This window comes from Pedobacter sp. N23S346 (assembly GCF_048515415.1).
Lineage (GTDB): Bacteria > Bacteroidota > Bacteroidia > Sphingobacteriales > Sphingobacteriaceae > Pedobacter.
In genome coordinates, this window is record NZ_JBLYEE010000017.1 from 12,636 (window position 1) to 37,412 (window position 24,777).

Consider the following 24,777-nt stretch of genomic DNA (forward strand, 5'->3'; position numbering starts at 1 on the left):
AATGAGTAACAATCTGGCTCAGATTAAAAATTGGGAAGAATTATCCGTTCATGCCAATAGTAAAATACTGAATGCCAAAGGGCCAAAAATGCTGGGCAGGGTGCTCCTGTTTATCTTTATTTTCTTTGCTGTGCTGCTTTTTCTACCTTTTCGCCAAACCATCCCTGGTCGTGGTACGGTAACAGCACTTCGACCGGAAGACCGTCCGCAAACGGTGCAAAACCAAATTGGTGGTAGAATAGAACATTGGGCAATCCGCGAAGGACAAGAAGTGAAAAAAGGCGATACCATCCTGGTGATTTCAGAAACCAGCCAATCTTACTTCGACCCGGAACTCCCTACCCGATTGAACGAGCAACTGGATGCCAAAAGGGGAAGTGAAACTGCCGCCGTACAAAAAATTGATGCAACCAAAGGCCAGATGCGGGCTTTGAGTGATGGTTTACGCTTCCAGATGAAGGCCGCAGAAAATAAAGTGCGCCAGGCAAAAAACTATGTTAGCATTGATAGTGCAGAGCTTTTAGCCATTCAGAAGTTTTACGAAACCACCAAAACCAGGTTAGCGCGCTATGAAACGGGCTATAAAAACGGACTCTTCTCGCTTACCGATATTGAAACCCGCAGGTTAAAACTTCAGGAAGATAACGCGAAAGTGATCAGTCAGCAAAACAAGCTGAGCAACTCTACGCAAAATTTGCTCAACGCCAGTATTGAACTGGATAACATCCGTGCAAAGTACCAGGAATCTATAGCCAAAGCCCAATCTGATATGAGCTCGGCTATTTCGAGCAGGGCAAGCGCTCAAGGCGAAATTGCCAAACTACGGAATGACATTTCTAACATCAGCATCAGGCGTGGATTGTATGTGGTAAGGGCACCCCAAGATGGCTTTGTGGTGAAAACCCTGAAGGCAGGGATTGGTGAAAACATTAAGGAGGGTGAATCAGTGGCCACATTGCAACCAAAATCGCCAATGGTTGCAGCAGAACTTTATGTAAGCGCCATGGATGTACCTTTAATTTTAGATACGAGTGATGTGCGTTTACAATTTGAAGGCTGGCCCTCAGTGCAGTTTTCGGGCTGGCCATCGGTAGCCGTTGGAACTTTTGCAGGAAAAGTTTCCTCCATTGATCGGGTGAGCAGTACTGGTGGAAAGTATCGTTTGTTAATTAGTCAAACCAACCCGGTACCATCGAAAGATGAGCCATGGCCGGTGCAGCTTCGGCAGGGCTCTGGCGTTTACGGACGTATTATTTTAAGGTCTGTACCACTTTGGTACGAGATCTGGCGCCAGCTGAATGGCTTCCCTCCAAGTTTGGAAAAAGAGCCTACAGGAAACAGTAAGGATAAAAAATAATGTTAGACATCATCATGAAAAAAGCTTTTAAAGCATTATTGGTTATCACATCCCTCCTGCTCTCTGTTATCGGATCAAATACAGCAATGGCACAACTTACGCCAATGGCGAAAAAAGAAACAGACAGTACAAAGGTTTTCGCATTGGAAGACCTGCAGATGCTGGTATTCCGGTATCACCCGATTATTAAACAGGCTGCCTTGCTCAGTGAATCGGCTCGTGCAAATGTGCTGCAATCTTTAGGCTATTTTGATCCCGAACTTAAAGCAAGCTTTGCCCGGAAGCTTTTCGGCAATACGGAATATTACAATAAGTGGAACAGCGAATTAAAAATCCCGCTTTGGCTGGCTGGTGCCGATTTAAAAATTGGCTACGACCGCAACGTGGGTACTTATGTAAATCCAGAAAGCCGAACCAATTCTCAAGGTTTATCGGCCATTGGCTTGAGTATCCCTTTGGGACAAGGATTGTTGATTGATGCCCGACGGAACACCCTCCGCCAGGCAAAAATAATGGTAGAATATGCAGAAGCAGAGCGATTGAAACAAATTAATGCCGTGTGGTATGGTGCGGTAAAAGATTACTGGAACTGGTATTATGCCCACAAACAGTTTGCCTTAATTAATGAAGGAGTAGAACTGGCCCAGCGCAGATTTACGGCATTGAGCAGGCAAACCTTAATGGGCGATAAGCCAGCCATCGACTCTGTAGAGGCCTACATTACGGTACAGGAAAGGATCATCCAGAAGGAAAAGATGAAAATCGAGCTGCAGAATGCACAACTTATACTTTCTAATCACCTTTGGAATGAAGATGGAAACCCGTTGGAATTGCCTTTTGATGCGGTACCTCAAAACATAGATCTGGCCAAGGCCAAACCCAATCCCTTAATTTTAGATACGCTAATCGGGCAGGCGGCAAATCAGCACCCGGAATTGGTGAAGTTAAGAACCAAAGGTGCACAGCTTGCTGTAGAGCGAAGTTATCGGCAGGAATTGCTCAAACCGAAACTGAATGTGATGGGAAATCTGCTTTCAAGCAGAACTAATTTTAACAGCGTTATTCCAAGTGATTATGATTTCAACTGGAGCAATTATAAGGTGGGAATAGAGTTTGCCTTTCCACTTTTTTTAAGGTCAGAAAGAGGAAAATTAAGAGAAGTAAAAATCAAACAACAGGAACTGAACTTCGATCTTCAACAATATGGTAGAACGATCAGGAACGATATAACCGCCTCCTACAATGATCTATCGGCTTATTCTGTACAATTAGCGGTTCAAATTAAAAGCATTCAAAACCAGCAGATTTTGGTTGCCGGAGAAAACCAAAAGTTTAGTTTAGGAGAAAGCACACTGTTCTTAATCAATAGCCGGGAAACGAAATTAATCGATATGAAAATCAAACAGGAAAGTATGGTTGCCGGGTATCAGAAAACGCTAGCAGAATTGTATTATAAAGCTGGAACCAGACAAGATGTTCGTTTCAACTGATCATTTGATTTAATGGAAAATGGGGTTAATGAGACTAATTTAAACCGGCAGGTCAGCGTTTAAATGACCATACCCTGACCTGCCTAAATTAGGTTTGAACTTAATATTATCCGTTTATTTGCATCCTTTATCGATAAACATTTATTTCAATCTGTTTTGGTAAGTAAATAGCATTCGATAATCGTTTATTGCGCCTACCCAGTGCACAAAAATTAAATTAAATGAACAAAAGTCCCATATCAATATTTTCGAACCATTCGGAAGACTATCAAAAATACAGACCGCGATATCCTGAAGCAATTATTACTTACCTGGAGCAAAATATTGGCTTAAACAAGGATAAATTAATTGCAGATATTGGGTCTGGAACAGGGATTTTTACAGAATTATTGTTAAAAAATGATTACCGGGTTCTGGCCGTTGAGCCGAACGTGCAGATGAGAAATCAGGCTGAAATTCGTTTAAATCAGTATGAAAAACTTGATCACATAACCGGAACGGCTGAGCAAACTAATTTAGCAGATCACAGTGTTGATTTAATTACTGTTGCCCAATCTTTTCATTGGTTTGATTTGGCACAAACTAAAACAGAGTTTAAGAGAATTTTAAAACCTGGCGGGCATGTGCTGCTGGTTTGGAATATTCTGCAGCAAAAAAGTCAGTTTCTAAAAGCTTATCAGGCATTAAAAGACCAGTATGCCGATAGAAAGCCCTATGTCGAAAAGTTAGAAAACATCCGGATAGAAACTTTTCTCGGACCAGCGGCAATTGTGCGCCAGGAAATTTACCATAGTCGCCTATTAAATAAAGATGAACTTTTGGGTTATTTCAGGTCATCGAGTTACTCCCCGGTTCAGGGAGAACCAGATTATGAAAAACTGGTAGCAGAAATTGATCAGATTTTTTCTGAGCATCAGCAAAATGGTTTTGTAAAACTGGAATATGATGCAAAACTGTATTTCTCCTCATTTGAATAAAGGGATTTGAGAGGCAGTATCATAAATTCGAAATATCATCTTGAGGGTTAATTTATTTTATAAAAATCAATATAAATGACATTTGCGTAGGATATAGGTTCTGCGATATGCAATTCCACCGATTCATCTGGAGGTGCCCGCAAGTGGCAATGCTTTCGCTGCGCTCAGGTTTGTTAATTTGGGCCAAGCCAAAAGTAAAAGCCCTTCGGCGGCCAGCCGAAGCAAGAATGAAAGTGGTTGGTGAGCCACCAACCATTGGATCAGATGTACCATAAAACTTTCGAAGTATTTCCTACAACATAGGCCACCAAAACTTCGCAAGTTGATCTTGATTTATGAAATTTAAATAGTTCCTCAAATCGATACATTATTTGATGCATTCCACTTTTTAGTATATTTATCGGATGAATGCGTTTTACCTTACCGATATCTACATTTACCCGATTAAATCGCTCGGTGGCATCCGGCTGGAAAAAGCAATACTCGAAGAGAAAGGGCTTCAGTACGACAGGCAGTGGATGTTGATTGATCAGGAAGGAACGTTCATTACGCAACGCAAACATCATCAGCTTTCTTTACTTCAGGTAAATATCCATCAGGATAAATTATGGGTTAGCCACAAGGAAGACAAACAATTACAGATTTCTTTTAACCTAACCGAAGATACGGGTGAAAGTATAGCCGTAACCGTTTGGAATGACACCACTGTAGGGCTGGAGGTGAGTAAAATGGTGAGCAGCTGGTTTTCAGATTACCTACAATTTGAGGTGAAACTGGTTCGAATGTCTGATGAAGAAAAAATTCTGGTTGATCCAAATTATGCCACCAATGGAGAAATTAAAAGCTTTTCGGATGGTTATCCCTGCCTGATTATTAGTCAGTCATCACTTGATGGATTAAATGAGAAATTAGACGAACCTGTGCAGATGAATAGATTCAGGCCAAATTTTGTTTTCTCTGGCGGAGCAGCGCATGTTGAAGATCGTTTCAAAAACTTTCGTATAGGAGATATATTATTTTCTGCAGTAAAACCGTGTGCAAGATGCGTGTTGATCACTATTGACCAGGAAACGGGAATAAAAAGCCAGGAGCCGTTGCGAACATTGGCTACCTACCGAACGCAAAACAAGAAGATCATGTTTGGACAAAATTTGCTTCACCAGGGAACCGGAGTAATTAATGTGGGTGACGAAATCCAGCTACTAGACTGGAAATCAAACGACTAAAGAAAAAATCCTGGTGTTGATAATTATTTAGAAGCATTCTAAATAATTATTACGAATTTTGGATGATTATCAGTTTAAAGATTAGGATCATAAAACTCAAATTAAATCATTAACCTATTTAATAAATGCGATCTTTATTTGATTAACGATAACTTATAATACATTAAAACTAATTGAGCTGCTGACTGTTCTAAGGCTTTGACGAATTCGTTGTACAACGATGGAAATTATACATTTCACGAATCAATTTGATTAGCGAGGGCTGCAAAACCTTGAACCACACACATAAATGAGCTTAACGAAGCATAAATAATGAATAACTTTAACCAAGAATATCCTGAATTTTTAAACAAATTTGAAAAAAATCTTAAACACCTCTTTCAGGAAAAACATGATATTGATCAGCTAAGCTTGCAAAGAGGCCTTCCGCCAGAATTACTGAAAGAAATTATGGATCATGTTCCATTATCAGTGGCGGTTCCTTCTGCTTTTGGCGGCAGAGGGTGTAAAGTTAAAGAATGTCTGGGCATCCTTTCTGCAGCTTCTTATGAATCCTTATCTCTTTCTTTAACTTTTGGCATTAACATCGCCTTGTTTTTAGAGCCTGTAGCCAAATACGGTAATGACGAGATTAAGCAAGAGATTTTTGATCGCTTTTTGCATGAGCAAAATATGGGAGGTTTAATGATCACTGAACCTAATTTTGGAAGTGATGCACTAAACATGCGAACCACCAATAAGCCCACTGAAGATGGTTATGAAATTAAAGGCACCAAACATTGGCAGGGACTTACCGGAATGGCCAATTATTGGATTGTTGCTGCCCGAAATGAAGGTAATGATGGTTCCTTATCCCGGGATATCGATTTTTTCGTTTGCGATGATACCAAAGCAGATCAAAAAATAACGGTAGAAGAGTATTATGATAATGCCGGCTTATACCTGATCCCTTATGGCCTTAACCAGCTTGATTTAACTGTTCCAAAAAACCATAAGCTGCAACCTGAAACCACAGGCATTAAAATGATGTTAGACATCCTTCACAGAAGCAGGATGCAATTTCCGGGCATGGGAATGGGATTTATTAAGCGTATGCTGGATGAAGCCTACAACCAATGTAACAACAGAAAAGTTGGCGTGGGTAATTTGCTCGGAATGGATAATGTTAAGTTTCAGATTTCGAGATTACAAGCGGCCTATACCATTTGTTCTGCCATGTGTGCGAAGAGTTCATCAATCAGCGGAATCGAAAATAATCTAGCAACGGAAGGATTAGAAGCCAATACCATGAAAACCGTTGTAACCGACCTGATGCAGGAAGCTGCACAATTGTTGGTTCAACTTTCTGGCGCAAAAGGTTACCGTACCAGCCACATCGGTGGAAGGGGAATTATGGATAGTCGACCTTTCCAGATCTTTGAAGGATCAAATGAAATGCTTTATGCGCAAATCGGTGAAATGATTATCAAAGCCATGAAAAAGCAAAAACAGCCGCAACTTTACCAATATCTGAAAGATTTTCCACTTACAGCGAAAGCAAGTGATTACTTTAAGAATGAACTGTCTTTAAACCCTGATGAACAATTGGCGCAAAGAAAACTGGTTGATCTTGGAAGAATCGTAGCCAGAATTATTTGTGTAGGTTACGTGATTGAACTTGGCGAAAAAGGGTTTAGAAAGGCGTTGGTAGAGAATTGCATCATAATGATACAACAAGAGGTTGCTAGTTTGATTACTTCCCTCCGGTTCAGCAATTCCGTTATAGAAGTAAGCGATTATCATATGGATAGTTTGTGGTTGGATTTCGCTTAATATATTAATTATCAATTCATTTTTATTACCCCTGCATGCGGATAAGCATATTCATTTCAGGGGTTTTATTTTTAAGGCCTATTCATCAATACCTATTGGAAATAGCAATGAACTTTCTACCCATTTTCATCATCTGAAACATTAAGGCATTAAGATTTTGATCTGGCAATCTGGTTTTACAAAATAGTTGATGAATCAAGTTCAGGATGAAGCACTGAAGGGCTGGATTCACCTAATTATTTAATTGAACCATATAGGCATTAAGACTTTGAGCCTTACTTTGTTTCTCTTAATGGCTAAATATTCTGATCGAGATATAGTTGATCTTGCAATCTGGTTTTACTATTATAGTTCCTGACTCAAGTTCAGGATGACGTATCGCTGGGGTTTCCGCTACCATACTTATCTTTTTCTTAATGCTTAAATATTTTGATCAAGATAGCTGATGTTGCAATCTGATTTTACGTAATAGTTCCTGAATCAAGTTCAGGATGACGCATGGAGGGGCTGGATTCTGGTCGTAGCGTATCTCCATACGACATAATTATTTAATTGAACCATATAGGCATTAAGGCTTTGAGCCCTACTTTATTTTCTTAATGCCTATATGGTTCAATATTTTAATCGGATATAGCTCATGTTGCAATCTGGTTTTTACGTAATAGTTCCTGAATCAAGTTCAGGATGAAGCATTGAGAGGACTCCAATCAAATCCGTCTTCACGGGCATTTCCTAACTTACTTTTAAGGGTTAAATGTTACGAAAGAATAATGCAGTGCTTTAATTGCAGGATGGATCAGGATGGGATAACAAAATAAATGTTTTAATCTCGTAACTACAATTAACCAAATATATCCATAAAGCTAAAAAAAACAGATATCGGCGATTTTGATTCAGTTATTTCTACAAATTATAGCCAGAATCACTTTATCAAGCCATAAAAAACCAAATAACCAAACCAAAAATTTTTCAGACTTCGCAGAATTAAAGTAGAATCTCTTTCATAACAAATAATTTACAATTAAGTAAGGTATCTATTTTATAAAGCCATTTCTCCATAAACCAAGTATAAAAATGTCTACCAAATAAGTGCTAAAAAATCTGATTTGATCAGGTCTGGATTTTCAGACTGGCTTAAAACAACTGATCTTTTTCATATTGGAATTTTGCCGAGTGCAACGATTCTGATTTTACTAACTAAATATTTCTAATCAATAATTAAAAACTATGTATTTTAATTTACATTCAAAGTCACTTCATCGACGAAATGCATCTGGCGGTAAAAAGTTCCTGATTATGGGGATTTCTGCCCTTTCATTGATGATGGCGAGCACATCTGTTAACGCTGCTTTTACCTTTAAAAACGAACATCCTTTCAGTAAAAAACGATCAAAGAGTTTTGATGAAACTGTAAAAGGGAAAATTACTGATGATAAAGGCGAAACGCTTGTAGGTGTAATTGTTAAAGTAAAGAATACAACTATAGTTACGACTACGGATGCTAACGGTGCCTTTTCCATCACTATACCGACCGGAACGGCCAATCCTGTTCTTGTTGTTTCTTATGTGGGTTATACCACCCAGGAGGTTGCCGTGAACGGACGCGCCAACATTACTATTCAAATCAAAAGTGCCATTAACGATCTTGAAGAAGTAGTAGTTGTGGGTTATAATACGGTTAAGAAAAGCGATTTAACCGGATCTGTTGTGAGCGTAGGTGCGGAAGAAATCAGATCGAGACCAGTTACCAATGCTTTGCAAGCGATTCAGGGAAAAGCGGCTGGGGTTGATATTACTTCAAACGAGCGCCCAGGGCAAATTGGAAGCATCTTAATTCGTGGTGTTAGATCTTTAGGTGCAAGTAATGCGCCCTTATATGTAGTGGATGGAATTCCATTGCAGGCAGGCGGGATCGATGCCATTAATCCTAATGATATTGAAAATATCGACATTTTGAAAGATGCATCGGCTACGGCTATTTATGGTTCACGTGGTGCAAATGGTGTGGTTTTAGTAACGACTAAAAAAGGTAAAACCGGAAGGTTAACCATGGATTATGTGGGAACAGCAACCATCGAAACCCTACAGGATCGAATGGAAATGATGAACTCCGAACAATACGTTCAGTTTAGAAGAGATGCATTTCGCCGTGTTATCGTAACAAATCCTAATGCTGCGGCGAACGCTACTTATCCAATCGTGCCAACATTAGTGGATGATAGAAGAATTTTCGCTGGAGACCCTAATGTGATCGCCAATATCGAAAAAGCATGGGCTGGTGGAACTTACGACGGAAGTTTAATACCCACTACTGACTGGGGTAATTTAGTAACCAGAACAGGGATTACGCAAGATCACGTCTTGAGTGTAAGTGGTGGTACAGATAAAATTAAGGCTTACGGTTCATTCGGTTATTTGAATCAAACGGGAACGCAGTTGGGCCAGGATTTTGAACGCTACAGCGGAAAACTAAGTGTTGAACTTAATCCAGTTAAATGGTTTAAAATGGGGCTTAATTTAACAGCTACCTATGGCTTACAGAATTATGGTTTCCAGGCGGCAAGTGCATCTGGTGCCGGCAACATTTATGCTGCTGCACGTGGCATGCTTCCTTTGGCTATCCCTTTTGATGCAAATGGTAACAGAATTAACTTACCGGGTGGTGATATCAACATTCAGAATCCAATCCTTGAAGCAGATTACAACATCAACTTACGCAAAACCCTAAGAACTTTGGGCTCTGCATTTGCAGAAGTGAACCTGGTTAAAGGATTAAAATACCGCATAAATTTTGGCCCTGATTTCTCTAATTTTTATAATGGAAGATACCAGGATGCGCGTTCCGTAAATCGCGATGCTGGTGTACCGGGATCAAATAACAACTTTGCTCAACTGGATCAAAACAATAGGTTTGCTTATACCCTTGATCATTTATTATATTATGATAAGACGCTGGGCAAACATAATTTTGGGGTAACCTTATTACAAAGTTCCTCCTCTTTCAGGAATGAATCATCATCAATAAGGGGAAGCAGAATTAATCTGGCTGCACCATTATGGTACGGATTAGGAGGCGCAAATATTACTGCATTAGATGCCTTTGACACAAGCCTGAGAGAATCGACACTAAACTCTTATATGGCCAGGGTAAATTATAGCTTCAATAACAAGTACTTGCTAACTGCTTCCGGCCGTTGGGATGGTGCCTCGCAATTAGCTGCCGGTAATAAGTGGGATTTCTTTCCATCTGCTGCTTTTGCATGGCGAATAGACCAGGAAGACTTTATGAAAGATATTAAGTGGGTAAATTCACTGAAAGCGCGGTTAGGTGTTGGTAGTACAGGTAATTCATCTGTAGATATTGGTAGTACATTAGGGCTTTTACAGCCACTTACGTATACCTTTGGCAGTGCTGCACAAGTGGGTTATGTAGCATCTGATGCTTCTCTTGCAAACCCGATTTCGTTCCCAAATAAATTATTAAGCTGGGAGAAAACCTTACAATATAACTTAGGTATTGATTTTAGCTTATTAGGCGGAAGAATCAACGGTTCATTAGATCTCTATAAATCTAACACTACCGATTTAATTTTGCTTAAGGACATTGCCATCATAAACGGCTACCCAACATCGTATGATAATATAGGTGAAACCAAAAATAAAGGACTAGACTTAACCTTAAGTACAGTTAACGTTAAAACAAAAGATTTTACCTGGGAATCTACGCTGAATTTCTCAACCAGTAAAGATGAAATTGTTAAACTTAACGGCGGTGATATGGTTACCAACCGTTTCTTTATCGGCCAAAGAAATGGCGTTGCTTATGATTTTGTAAAAGATGGAATCTGGCAAAATACCCCTGAAGATTTAGCCGAGATTGAAAAATATCGAGCTAACGCTGCAATATTCAGGGCTGGAGACATCAAAGTGAGAGATTTAAACGGCGATTATAAAATTGATGCCAATAACGACCGTCAGGTAATAGGCCATTACAATCCAAGCTGGACTGGTGGGTTAACCAATACTTTTGGCTATAAAAATTTCGATTTATCCATCTTTATTGTAGCAAGATATAATTTCCTGATCGAAACTGGTGCAGAAGCATTACAAGGTCGTTTTGCGCAACGGTTTCTAGATTACTGGACCCCGACAAACCCAACTAATGACTATCCTTCACCAAATTATGCCAGTGCTTCAGGAGATCAATATAAAAGCGCTATGAATTACCAAGATGGATCTTTTATCAAAATTAGAAACATTTCTCTAGGGTATAATTTTGCAGAAAATATGGCTAAAAAACTAACCTTATCCAGATTAAGAGTTTATGCACAGGCAATTAATCCAGGTTTAATTTATTCAAATATTAAATGGATCGATCCAGATTTAGGTGGTTCTACTTTTAACAGAGGTGTTGTATTTGGAATTAACGCAAGTTTCTAACATTAATACTGATGGTGATTATTTATAAATCAATTTTAAATAATCCAGCAGTTCAAAATAAAATATTGAGATGAAAAAAATTATAAATTTAATATCTGGCGTTGCTTTACTGGGTGGCTTAATAGTGCTACCTACTTCCTGTAAAAAAAGTTTTCTTGATGAAGAAGTAATTAACGCCCGCAATACTTCCGATTTTACGACTACACTTGGCCTAAATGACCTTGCGGTGGGGATGTATCAAAGTCTAAAATTTCACTTTAATTATACATGGGCTTATACCAGTACCAATTATGGTGTTGACGAATTTACGGTAGGTGGTGACAGAACTGAGCAAATGTGGAACTCTTATGACGGAACGTTAAACTCTTTTAATGCTGACGTTAGAGCCGTTTTCGATAACATGTATACCAACATCAATTCAGCAAATATTCTGATTAAAAATGTACCGGTTTATTATGAAGGAGCCGATAAAAATGTCCGTTTAGGTGAAGGTTATTTTATGCGTGCTTTCGATTACTTTAAGTTAGTAAAACAATATGGTGGTGTTCCGCTTCAGCTTGAATCTTTAGAAGTAATTAAAGAAGAATTTACCAGAAATTCGGCGAAAGAAGTGTATGATCAGGTCATTAAAGATTTTATACAAGCGTATGATCTACTCCCTGCTACTCCAAGTCAACCAGGTAGAATTACCAAATGGGCCGCTGCTCATTTTTTAGCAAAAGCTTACTTATTCCGTGCCAGCGAACTTTATAACGACTGGAATAGCGACACCAAAACTGCCGATCTTCAGAATGCAGTGAGATATGCTGATCTGGTAATTAATAGTGGGGCACATACTTTAGCCACTAACTACAGCGATCTTTGGAACTTTACCACCGTAGATGGGCCAAACGAAACCAACAGAGAAGTCATCTTGTCGGCGCAGTTCTCTAACAATACCGCTACCCAGGGCCGCTACGCAAATCAGGTACATTTGTATTATCCTTCAGTGTATCAAACCCTTCCGGGTATGGTTCGTGATATTGCTGGCGGACGTGAATTTCAGAGAATGAAAACTACAGACTATGCAATTGATGTTTATGACCGTGTAAACGATTCCAGATTCTGGAAAAGTTTTAAAACACGATACATTGCAAATAATGCAGCAAACTTACCGAGATGGACGGCGGCTAACGCGCCAACACCTGCTCAGGTAAATCAACCGAAATTCACTGTTGGTCAGGAATCAATTCTATACATTGTTAATGATGCTGGCGATACCCGCTACACCAGTACGAACATCGGCTTAAGGGCTCCAAGTATATTTGTCAGGTATTTTTCCGGCCAGCCACAAAGCTATTTGAATGCGCATGGAAATTATGGTGTGAGTCAATATGTGGCATTATCTAAGTTCATGGATGGTTCCAGAAATTTAGTGGCTTCCCAATTTGGTCAGCGTGATGGAATCCTGGCAAGATTGGCAGAAACCTATCTGATTGCTGCTGAAGCTGCCGGAAGACAAGGTTTATATGGTCAGGCCATTGCCTATTTAAACAGAGTTCGCGATCGTGCTGCTTATAAAGACGGTGAAGATCGTTCTTCTTATGTTGATGGTGGAATCTCTTACAGAACCAATCCTGCGGTTACTAATGCCAATGTTTCGTATTCTGACAGAAACACTTATTTCGAATCGAACAACATCCCTGTGAGCACTACAAATACGCTAACGCCAATGCATTTAAACAGCGAAGCTGATATCTTTAATTCAAATAAAGATTTCTATGATAAAATTGGCGCAGTCTCTAATGCTGATAAATTTACGGCTTTCATCTTAAACGAACGTTCAAGAGAGTTAATGGGAGAACTGCAAAGATGGGAAGATCTTGCACGTACCAAAACGTTAATAACCAGAACAACAGCGTTTAACCTGGAGGCTAAACCTCAGGAAAACAAACATTATTTAAGACCAATCCCTCAATCTTATCTTGATGTAATTAAAATAAATGGTGCTGCTTTATCTCCTGCACAAAAACAGGCGATGCAAAATCCAAACTGGTAATTAAATATTATGGATTTTGAAATCGCAACTGGTCGAAAGCCAGTTGCGATTTTTTGTTATACAGCCTTTAACTTTTTATGGTTGGTAAGTATTTCAGGACGAGACAACACTTTATGGTTGGTGAGCCACCAACCATAGGTTTGTGTGATTTTTTCCTTACAATCAAATTTAAAATAGCCGTAATGTTATAAATAAGCCTTTAAAAGCACATCAATGCAACTCTTAACAGGACAGAACAGGACGCCACATTAGATTAAAAGCCTTAATCTCGTGTAAGCTTTTAACCAAATATCTTCTTACAATGATGATTTTAATATCAATTGGTATTGAAAAATCAAAGATTTGCAAGTTCACCACATCTCCCATGAAATTAAAAAAAATCTTCCTGCTCTTTATTTTCGGATGGATTTCAGCCATTAGTTTTGCGCAAAATACAACCGTAAATCAAACCCGCAAAACCTATAATTTTAATCCCGGGTGGAAGTTATTTACAGGTGATACACAAGGTGTGGAAACAGTTGACTTCGATGATTCTAAATGGAAATCGATTACCCTCCCCCACGCCTGGAATGAAGATGAGGCATTTAAAAAATCAATCGAACAATTATCCACCGGAATCGCATGGTACCGCAAACATTTTAAAATTGCAGATGCCAAAGACAAGAAAATATTTTTAGAATTTGAAGGCATCAGACAAGCTGGAGAGTTTTACCTGAATGGAAAATTCATCGGCAAACATGAAAACGGCGTGACTTCTTTCGGCTTCGACATCAGCGATTTAATCGAACCCGACAAAGAGAATATTCTCGCAGTTAAAATCGACAATGCCTGGAACTATAAGGAAAAGGCCACCAACTCCGGCTATCAATGGAGTGATAAGAATTTCAATGCTAACTATGGTGGCATTTCTAAAAACGTACGTTTGCACGTCACCGGAAAACTTTATCAAACTTTGCCCCTTCATGCCATTTTAAATACCACGGGCAATTATATTTATGCGAAAAGCTTTAATATTACAGGCAACAGCGCTGTGGTAGTGTCTGAATCAGAAGTTAAAAATGAAACGCCTTCTGTGCAAAGCGTAAAATACGAAATAGAAATCAAAGATGCTGATGAAAAGATCATCAAAACCTTTAGTTCAGCGCCACAAAACGTTGCGCCTGGCACCACAGCAATGCTTAAAGCAGAATCATTGGTTAATGGCCTTAATTTCTGGAGCTGGGGATATGGCTATTTATATACCGTAACCTCCCGTTTACAGGTAAATGGAAGCACGGTCGACGAATTAAATACGAAAACAGGTTTCAGAAAAGCCGAGTTTAAAAACGGCATGGTTTATTTAAACGACCGTGTTTTAATGATGAAAGGTTATGCGCAACGTACCAGTAATGAATGGCCTGCTATTGGTTTATCCGTACCGGCCTGGTTAAGTGATTACAGCAACGGCTTAATGGTAGAAAGTAATGCGAATTTAGTAAGGTGGATGCATATTTCACCCTGGAAACAAGATGTAGAATCTTGCGACAGAGTGGGATTAATTCAGGCGATGCCAGCCGGAGATGCGGAGAAAGATGTCACTGGTGTGCGTTGGGATCAGCGGAAATCAGTAATGACAGACGCCATCATTTACAATAGAAATAATCCAAGTATCTTGTTCTACGAATGTGGAAACGAATCCATCAGTGCCGAACATATGGAAGAAATGAAAGCCATCAGAGATCAATTTGATCCACTAGGTGGCAGGGCAATCGGATCAAGGGAAATGCTGGATATTCCAGCAGCAGAATACGGCGGCGAAATGTTATACATCAACAAAAGTGCAACAAAACCCCTCTGGAGCATGGAATATGCCCGCGACGAAGGCTTACGAAAATACTGGGATGAATTCTCTCCTCCCTTTCACAAAGATGGCGCCGGACCACTTTACAAAGGTGCCGATGCCAGCATTTACAACCGAAATCAGGATACCCACGCCATAGAAAGCGTGATCAGGTGGAACGAATATTATAAGGAAAGACCAGGAACCGGAACGCGGGTAAGTTCGGGCGGGGTAAATATCATTTTCTCGGATTCTAACACGCATTACCGGGGCGAAGAAAACTACCGCCGCAGCGGCGAAGTAGACCCGATGAGAATCCCTAAAGATGCATTTTTTGCACACCAGGTAATGTGGGACGGCTGGGTTGATGCTAAAAAAACAGGTATTCATATCATTGGTCACTGGAATTACAAAACGGGCACGAAAAAGAATATTTATGTGGTGGCAGCAGGCGATAAAACTGAAGTGGTTTTAAATGGAAAATCATTAGGCTTTGGTACAAAAAGCAATGGTTTCCTTTACACATTTAAAGACATCGCTTATCAGGCAGGAACTTTAAAAGCCATTTCTTATGATCTAAAAGGCAATAAACTGGCAGAAACGCAGCTTAAAACTTCAGGAGCGCCAGTGGCTGTTAAACTTAGTAAAATTCAAAATCCTACAGGTTTTAAAGCAGATGGCGCCGACTTAGCGCTTGTACAAGTCGAGGTGGTTGATGCCGCAGGTAACCGTTGCCCTATTGCTTTGAACATGATCAATTTTGAAATTAATGGTCAGGGTGAATGGCGAGGCGGTATTGCTCAAGGTCCGAATAATTACATTTTATCAAAACAGTTGCCAGTAGAAGGTGGCGTAAACCGGGTGTTGATCCGATCGACTACTACCGCAGGCAAAATCAATATCATCGCAAAAGCAGATGGATTAAAGCAAGCAGCGATCGTTTTAGAAACCTTACCTGTTCTGGTTAAAGATGGATTATCCACTCAATTCCCGGCTGATGGATTAAAATCAAACCTAAAAAGAGGCGCCACACCTACTGCTCAAACCTATCAGGTAAGTAGAAAAGCGGTGAAAATTGTGGGTGCTACTGCTGGTGCCAATATTGATAAAGCCAAGTTTAGCTATGACGATAATGAATTAAGTGACTGGGTTAACGATGGAAACATCAGTACGGCATGGATTAAATATGAACTTGAAAAAGCAAGCACGGTTACACAAGTGGAATTAAAAGTAAACGGTTTCAGAACCAAAATCTACCCGATCCGGATCCTGGTTGATGGTAAAGAAGTTTTCAAGGGAAATACCGTTCCGAGCCTGGGTTATTTTACGGCCATCTGTAAACCAACAAAAGGCAAAACGGTAACGGTACAATTGCTTAATGCTGGCGAAGCTACTGCTGAAAGCGAAAAAATTGGCGTTGAAGTAAATGGCAAAAAACTGGATGATGGCATTGAAAGAGCTGAAACAAAATCAAAAGGCGGTTTAAGCATTATCGAAGCTGAAGTTTACGAATCCAAATAATAACGATGCAATCTCAAACCTACATCTACCCAATTATGAAAAATCAAATCAAATTCGCTCTGCTACTTTTGTTCAGTTTTGGAACGATAAACATCAGTTCTGCTCAAAATAAAGCTGATATTGAAGTTAACTTCGATCGACCAATCGGAGCGATGAAACCCATCTGGGCCTGGTTTGGCTACGATGAACCGAATTATACTTATATGAAAGATGGTCAAAAGCTATTGACCGATCTTTCGAAATTAAGTCCGGTACCGATTTATGTGCGGGCGCATAACTTATTAACTTCTGGTGATGGAACGCCCGCACTAAAATGGGGATCTACAAATGCCTATACTGAAGATGCAAATGGCAACCCTGTTTACAACTGGACCATCGTTGACCGGATTTTCGACACTTATGTAAAGCGTGGAATGAAACCTTTGGCGCAGATTGGTTTTATGCCCGAAGCCTTATCCATCAAACCCCAACCCTATCAGCACAAATGGAAACCAGGTACGCGTTATGAAGAAATTTTAACCGGCTGGGCTTATCCGCCAAAAGATTATCAAAAATGGGGCAACCTGGTGTACGAATGGGTAAAACATTGCGTAGAACGATACGGCCAGAAGGAAGTAGAGAGCTGGTATTGGGAAGTTTGGAATGAGGCCGATGGTGCCTATTGGAAAGGTACGCAGGCAGAGTTTTTCAAATTATATGATTACGCTGCCGATGGATTAAAGAGAGCATTGCCCACTGCAAGAATTGGCGGCGCTAACGTAACCGGAGGCGGAAGTAAATACCTTGATGCATTTATAAAACATTGCCTTACAGATACCAATTACGTTACCAGCAAAATTGGATCACCTTTAGATGCTGTTTTGTTTCATGCGAAAGGTTCGCCGAAAGTAGTAAACAATGTGGTGGTGATGAACATCCGCACCGAACTTCGAAATGTGGAATCTAATTATAAAGTGATTAGTAAATATTCCCAGCTCAAAAATATTCCGGTGATTATCGGCGAGTTTGATCCGGAAGGCTGTGCGGCCTGTGGCATGTCTACCAATCCGGAAAATGCCTATCGAAACGGCACCATGTATTCGAGTTATACCGCGGCATCTTTTGCCAGGCTTTACGAGTTAACAGATCAATATCAAATTAACCTTTTAGGCGCCGTAAGCTGGTCGTTCGAGTTTGAAAATCAACCTTGGTTTGCAGGGTTCAGAGATCTTGCAACCAATGGGATTAATAAACCAGTTTTAAACGTTTTCAAAATGTTCGGCATGATGAAAGGCAACAGAGTTGAAGTAAAAAGTAACCAGATGTATGCATTAAAAACCGTTCTGGATTCGAGTATCAGAAAATCTAGTGCTGATATTGGCGTACTAGCGGCAAAAGATCCTCAATCTGCCAGTGTTCTCGTTTGGAATTATCATGATGAAGATAAAAAAGGCTCCGTAGATACGGTTGAAGTTTCTTTAAAGGGTTTAGACAAAAAACTGGCAACGGTAACCCATTATCGCATTGATAACGAAAACAGCAATTCTTATGAAGAATGGAAAAAGATGGGATCGCCTCAACAGCCCACTACCGCACAGATTTCAAAATTGGCCAAATACAGTGAACTGAAAACCATTGGTAAACCAATAAAATACGACATAGATAGTGGTCCGTTTAAGTTCGTACTACCCAGACAAGGTGTTTCCTTATTGAGCATAAAATGAAATTGATCGCATGAAATTGATTAATAAAAGAACCGTGTCTACGTTTGTATTGCTTTTTGCCTTGTTATTCTTCTATGCAAATACATCGTTGGCGCAAAACACAAACATTAAAAATGATTCTTTTTGGAAAACGAAAGATGGCCAGCCCATTAACAGTCAGGGTGGTGGTATCTTTCAGTTTAAGGATCCAAAATCAGGAATAAAAAAATATTATTGGTATGGGGTGCATTATGCAGAAGCCGATCTTTACCGTAATGATCCATCGGTTACCCAACCAAATGCTACCTTTGAATCGGTAACCTGCTACAGTTCTACCGATCTCTCCAATTGGGAGGCTGAGGGCGATGTACTCACTAAAAGCGAAACCAATAAAACCATGAAAACCTGGGTTGGCCGTTTAGGCGTAGCTTATGTGAAGGAATTAAACAAATATGCAATGTTTGTTCAGCATGGAAACCAGGTATTGATTACCGTTTCTAATTCTCCCACTGGCCCATTTACCTGGCACCAGCGCATAAATATGGAGCCTATGATTGGCACTTCGAATACCGGAGACCAAACCGTTTTTACGGATGAAGATACCGGCAAATCTTACCTGGTTTACTCCTATGGTCGCGGACGCAATAAGATTTATGTTTCAGAAATTGGTGTGAAAGACGGTAAGGTGAACCTATTGGATTGCAAACAAATTTTTCAGGGCGAAAGTCGCGAAGGGAATTGCATGTTCAAATATCAGGGAAAATATTACATGTATGCCTCCAATATTTATGGCTGGGATGGCTCATTGGCTTATTATTTAGTGGCTGATGATGTACGTGGCCCCTATCTTCCCACCAATAAAATGCTGGTAACCAAAGGCAGTGAAGAAGATTATGCACACGTTTCGCAAACCGGATTTTTTGTAACTGTTAAAGGAACAGAAAAAGAAACGGTAATTTATTGTGGCGATCGCTGGTCTGATTTTGCTGGAAATGGCCTGGGCTATAACCAATGGTGCCCGTTATCTTTTGAGGGAGCTATACCTTATTTCAATTCACTTCATTCCTGGAATTTAAATGCCAAAACCGGAAAATGGACGGTTGCCGAAGACAATAATTATGTTAAAAATGGCAGTTTTGAAGCTGATCGGAAACGAATTCCAAGTGTGGTAAAACCTATTCAAATTACCATGACTGGTTGGGAAACTGAAATTACAAAAGGTAATCAGGTGAGTTTGGATAGTGCAAAATCGCCAGATTTAAACCATTTCAATACGCAGGAGGAAAGAAAGGTAGTGATTGGTGAGAAAAGTTTAAACATCAGCGACCAGGTTGATTTTGAACGCAAGGTTTCTCAAATCATTTCTTCATCACCTGATGTAGATTTACCCAATGATGATTATCAATTAATAGCGAAAATAAAAAATAGTGAAGGCTTTAAAAAGTTAGCCCTATATGCTTCCAGTGGTAAAAAAGAGGTTAAATATGCCATCAAAAATGAAAACACCAACTGGAAAACAATTTCTACTAACATTGCAATTAAAGATGGCAAAGTTGAAATTGGATTTATAGCCGATGGAAAAGCCAACGCATTTTGTTTGGTTGATGATGTATCTCTGGTGAAAACGAAATAGTGAATAGCGCATGAACAATAAATCAGAAACTGCATGACCTATCATAAGCCACTGTCAATAAAGACATTAAATACAACTTTATTAGTAATTATTTTTTTGATCAATTGTCAGATTTCCTCGGCACAACAGGCTGGTAAAACTGATGCCATTTACTCCGGTTTACCCTGGTATGATCCAAATGGAGCGGTGATAAGTTCGCATGGTGCAAACATCATCAAAGAAAAAAACCTATTCTATTTCTTTGGGGAAGCCCATACCGATACGAGTAATACTTTTGTGGGCTTCAATTGTTACTCTTCTAAAGATTTGTATAACTGGAAGTTCGAACAGATTGCTTTGCCAGTTCAATCTGGCGGAAAACTCGGGCCGAATCGCGTTGGTGAAAGACCAAAAGTGATGAAGAACCCGAAAAGTCGGGAATTTATCATGTATATGCATGTAGATACACCCGGTTATAAAGATCAGTTTGTCGGATATGCTGTTTCTAAAAATATTACAGGTCCTTATCAGTTTAAAGGTGCCTTGCTTTTTAAGGAAAAGCCCATCAAAAAGTGGGATATGGGGACTTTTCAAGATGACGATGGCAAAGGCTATTTACTCACCCACGGCGGTGTGATCCATCAGCTCAGCGATGATTATAAATCCATTGTAGCAGAAACCAATAAGCAGATCACTTCGGGCTTTGAATCGCCCACCCTTTTTAGAAAAGGCAATGTTTATTATTTCATCGGTTCTCATTTAACCTCTTGGGAAAAAAATGACAACTATTATTATACCTCCAAATCTTTATCAGGGCCATGGATTTCCCGCGGATTAATTGCACCAAAAGATCAACTCACCTGGAATTCGCAAACCACATTCGTATTAAAAATTGCAGGCAGCAAAGACACGACTTACCTATTTATGGGCGACAGGTGGTCGTATCCCCGTCAGCGATCGGCCGCAACCTATGTGTGGCAACCGATCAAATTTAATGGCGATTCGATCTCGCTTCCGAAGTATTTAGATGCCTGGACGATTGATACGAAAACTGGCGTGGCAAATGAAAAAACAATTGACTTCCAAACCATTGCGAATGACAGCAAGCAGATTCAATACCAAGGAAATTGGGAAAAATCAGTTATAGAAACTATCCCCGTAACTCGTTCTTCATCAGATCGTGCTTCATGCAGTTTCACATTTAAAGGCATACAAATAGGCTTGCAAACAGTCGTGTTACCAGATAACGGTTATGCCAGAATTATCTTAGCCGATCAAAAAGGTACAGTACTGATTAATAACCTGGTGGATATGTATGCAAAAACTCCCGCTTCCAGATTAGTTTTTTTGAGCCCGGTTTTACGCAAAGCTGAATACAAATTAACGGTTTCAGTGGCGGGCGAAAGACCAAACTGGTTTGATAAAAAGAAAATAAATTACGGCAGCACGGCCAATAACATCACCATTTCAAAACTGATCATCAAAGAATAATATTGATATGCATTTTAAAAAACTCATTCCCTTCATTACGGTTTTTGCACTAGCCCTTCCCTATCCGGTTTTCGCAGATTTCATTTTTAAAAAGGATACTGATCTCAATATTACCATTTCTGCTAATGAGGCAGCTGTGGTTAATACTGCATTGGATATTTTTAGTCGGGATTATAATGCTGTCTTTGCCGGAAAAGTGAATATCAGCAGCAATGCGCAGATCTTGATCGGAACTTTGGGAAATGGTTCAGAGGCCGAAAAAGGAATTGATCTGAAATCTATCCAGGAGCTAAAACTACATCAGGAGGGCTATGTGATTCAGGTTAAAAATGATAAAGTTTATATTTTGGGAAGCGATAAACGGGGAACAGCTTATGGGATCTTAGAGTTATCGAGACGGATTGGTGTTTCTCCTTGGGAATGGTGGGCAGATGTTGCCATTGTGCAGCAAAATACCATTGTACTCAAGAATGGCTTCAATCTTTTCGAACATCCTTCAGTTGCGCACAGGGGCATTTTCATTAATGATGAAGACTGGGGATTAACGCCATGGAGTTACCTCACCAATGAGCCTTCAAAAATTAAAGGGCAAATCGGACCTAAAACAAATGCCCGGATTTTTGAATTGCTGTTGCGTTTACGTGCCAATACCTACTGGCCTGCAATGCATGAAGTTTCTGTTGCTTTTTACCAAACCCCGGGAAACAAAGAAATGGCTGATCAATATGGGATTGTAATGGGTGCATCACACTGTGAACCGATGATGCGAAATGCCAATACCGAATGGAAAATTGATGGAAAAGGAAATTACGATTTTGTAAATAACCGTGAAAATGTGCTGAATTTCTGGCAGGATCGGGTAACGCAACTTAAAAATTCAGACAACCTTTATACCTTGGGTATCCGCGGCGTACACGACGGCAAGATGCAGGGTGCCAATACTTTGCAGGAACAGAAAGATGCTTTAGTTGATGTATTGAAAGATCAGCGGGAAATGATCACCAACACCTTAAACAGCAACCCTGAAAAAGTACCGCAGGTTTTTGTGCCCTATAAAGAGGTATTGGATGTGTATAACATGGGCTTAAAGATTCCTGAGGATGTGACACTGCTCTGGTGTGATGACAATTATGGTTATATCCGTCATTTTCCAAATGAAGCGGAACGCCAGCGTAAAGGTGGAAATGGTGTTTATTACCACATTTCTTACTGGGGCCGTCCGCACGATTACCTTTGGTTGGCCACTAACCACCCTGCTCAAATTTATACGCAGATGAAACTGGCCTATGATAAAGGTGCGAAAGACATTTGGGTGCTGAATGTTGGTGACATCAAACCCGCTGAATATTTAACAGAATTATTTCTGGATATGGCTTGGGATATCAACAAAATAAAAGACAGTAAAGAAGGTTTAGATCAGCATTTACAAAACTGGCTCAGTCGTGAGTTTGGAGCCAAAAATGCACCGGAACTTCGTTCCATCATGAATGAATATTATCGCCTGGCCTATATTCGCAAACCAGAATTTATGGCGAACACACGTACCGAAGAAAAAGATCCTAAGTTTAAGGCTGTGGCAGATTTACCCTGGAGCGAGCAGGAAATTAAAGCACGCATTGCCGAATATGACTACCTGGAGAAAAAGATAATTGAACTGTCTAAGCAGATTGCACCAGAAAAACAGGATGCCTGGTTTCAACTGGTGGAATACCCGGTAAGCGGCGCAGCCGAAATGAATAAGAAACATTTATATGGTCAGCTGGCCCGGCACGGATTAGCGGAATGGGCACAAAGTGATGATGCATTTGATGCGATACAGGAACTTACTAAACGTTATAATTCGCTTGGTAATGGCAAATGGAAAAATATGATGAATGCTCAACCGAGAGATTTAGCGGTTTTTCAAAAAGTGCCGCATACCAAAATAGAAACACCATTGCCAGAATTTAAAAAGCCATTTGGAGTTGTTAATGGCACTGACTATTCATCTTTCAAAAGCTCGAAGCCATTGGCTCATGGTTTGGGTTACCAAAGTGGTGCAATCAATATAAAAAAGGGAGATATAGTGGCTTATACCTTCAAAAATCTGAAAGCAAATGAGATTAATATCGAAGTTGCCTTAGCACCAAATCACCCCGTTGATGGAAAGTTAATTCGTTACGAGATTTATCTTGATGGCAAGCTTTTGCAAGTGGTGGATTACCATACCGTAGACCGAAATGAAGAGTGGAAAGAAAACGTACTGAGCAATCAAGCTATCCGAATGACCAAAGCAAAGTTGTTAAATCAGAACACCACGCATGTAATCTCAATCAAGGCTTTGGATGAAGGTGTAATTTTGGATCAGATTAAGGTTTGGAGATGAAGGAATAAGGATTAAAGCAGAAAGACCAAAGCAGAAAGACTAAAGCAGAAGCCCCTCGTAAAATCGTCCTCCTGAACTTGATTCAGGACCTTTAACCCGATAAACAATAGGTGAAACAAAAACGAAGAACCCCTCGCAGAATCGTATTCCTGAACTTAATTCAGGACCTTTAACTCGATAAACAATAGGTGAAACAAAAACGAAGAACCCCTCGCAGAATCGTATTCCTGAACTTGATTCAGGACCTTCAACTTGATAAATAATTAGGTGAAACAAAAACGAAGAACCCCTCGCAAAATCGTCTTCCTGAACTTGATTCAGGACCTTTAACCCGATAAACAATAGGTGAAACAAAAACGAAGAACCCCTCGCAAAATCGTCTTCCTGAACTTGATTCAGGACCTTTAACCCGATAAACAATAGGTGAAACAAAAACGAAGAACCCCTAGCAGAATCGTATTCCTGAACTTGATTCAGGACCTTTAACTCGATAAACAATAGGTGAAACAAAAACGAAGAACCCCTCGCAAAATCGTCTTCCTGAACTTGATTCAGGACCTTTAACCCGATAAACAATAGGGGAAACAAAAACGAAGAACCCCTCGAAGAATCGTCCTCCTGAACTTGATTCAGGACCTTTAACTCGATAAACAATACGTGAAACAAAAACGAAGAACCCCTCGCAGAATCGTATTCCTGAACTTAATTCAGGACCTTTAACTCGATAAACAATAGGTGAAACAAAAACGAAGAACCCCTCGCAGAACCGTCTTCCTGAACTTGATTCAGGACCTTTAACCCGATAAACAATAGGTGAAACAAAAACGAAGAACCCTTCGCAAAATCGTCCTCCTGAACTTGATTCAGGACCTTTAACCCTATAAACAATAGGGGAAACAAAAACGAAGAACCCCTCGCAGAACCATCTTCCTGAACTTGATTCAGGA

Annotated in this window: 12 protein-coding genes; all 12 read left to right on the forward strand. The window is 39.9% G+C overall.

What is annotated here, in order from left to right:
- Position 1: 1 nt before the first annotated feature.
- The 12 genes from ACN1CD_RS21465 (at position 2) to ACN1CD_RS21520 (ending at position 23,830) form a co-directional block, all read left to right on the forward strand.
- Complete coding sequence (locus ACN1CD_RS21465; RefSeq protein ID WP_419132467.1) at positions 2-1,357, forward strand: HlyD family secretion protein; 1,356 nt, start codon at positions 2-4, stop codon at positions 1,355-1,357.
- A complete protein-coding gene (locus tag ACN1CD_RS21470; RefSeq protein WP_419132468.1) occupies positions 1,357-2,847 on the forward strand; it encodes a TolC family protein in 1,491 nt (496 codons plus the stop codon). The genes ACN1CD_RS21465 and ACN1CD_RS21470 overlap by 1 nt, the downstream gene beginning before the upstream one ends.
- Before the next feature lie 221 nt (positions 2,848-3,068).
- Positions 3,069-3,824: a class I SAM-dependent methyltransferase gene (locus ACN1CD_RS21475; RefSeq protein ID WP_419132469.1), complete on the forward strand. Its 756-nt coding sequence runs from the start codon at positions 3,069-3,071 to the stop codon at positions 3,822-3,824.
- 404 nt (positions 3,825-4,228) lie between these two features.
- Positions 4,229-5,050: an MOSC domain-containing protein gene (locus ACN1CD_RS21480; RefSeq protein WP_419132470.1), complete on the forward strand. Its 822-nt coding sequence runs from the start codon at positions 4,229-4,231 to the stop codon at positions 5,048-5,050.
- Between the two features lie 312 nt (positions 5,051-5,362).
- Positions 5,363-6,862 (forward strand): acyl-CoA dehydrogenase family protein, encoded by a 1,500-nt coding sequence (locus ACN1CD_RS21485; RefSeq protein ID WP_419132471.1) that lies wholly within the window; start codon positions 5,363-5,365, stop codon positions 6,860-6,862.
- Positions 6,863-8,089: 1,227 nt separating this feature from the next.
- A complete protein-coding gene (locus ACN1CD_RS21490) occupies positions 8,090-11,302 on the forward strand; it encodes a SusC/RagA family TonB-linked outer membrane protein (protein ID WP_419132472.1) in 3,213 nt (1,070 codons plus the stop codon).
- Positions 11,303-11,372: 70 nt separating this feature from the next.
- The gene (locus ACN1CD_RS21495; protein ID WP_419132473.1) at positions 11,373-13,340 is read left to right on the forward strand and encodes a RagB/SusD family nutrient uptake outer membrane protein; all 1,968 of its coding nucleotides are present in this window, start codon (positions 11,373-11,375) and stop codon (positions 13,338-13,340) included.
- A gap of 364 nt (positions 13,341-13,704) precedes the next feature.
- Positions 13,705-16,680 carry a glycoside hydrolase family 2 protein gene (locus tag ACN1CD_RS21500; protein WP_419132474.1) on the forward strand — a complete coding sequence of 992 codons (2,976 nt, stop codon included), beginning with the start codon at positions 13,705-13,707 and terminating at the stop codon, positions 16,678-16,680.
- A 35-nt stretch (positions 16,681-16,715) separates the two neighbouring features.
- Positions 16,716-18,383, forward strand: a complete 1,668-nt coding sequence (locus ACN1CD_RS21505; protein WP_419132475.1) for a GH39 family glycosyl hydrolase — start codon at positions 16,716-16,718, stop codon at positions 18,381-18,383.
- 10 nt (positions 18,384-18,393) lie between these two features.
- Complete coding sequence (locus tag ACN1CD_RS21510; RefSeq protein WP_419132476.1) at positions 18,394-19,995, forward strand: family 43 glycosylhydrolase; 1,602 nt, start codon at positions 18,394-18,396, stop codon at positions 19,993-19,995.
- 33 nt (positions 19,996-20,028) lie between these two features.
- A complete protein-coding gene (locus ACN1CD_RS21515; protein ID WP_419132477.1) occupies positions 20,029-21,465 on the forward strand; it encodes a family 43 glycosylhydrolase in 1,437 nt (478 codons plus the stop codon).
- Positions 21,466-21,472: 7 nt separating this feature from the next.
- A complete protein-coding gene (locus ACN1CD_RS21520; protein ID WP_419132478.1) occupies positions 21,473-23,830 on the forward strand; it encodes a glycosyl hydrolase 115 family protein in 2,358 nt (785 codons plus the stop codon).
- The last annotated feature ends 947 nt before the right edge of the window (positions 23,831-24,777 follow it).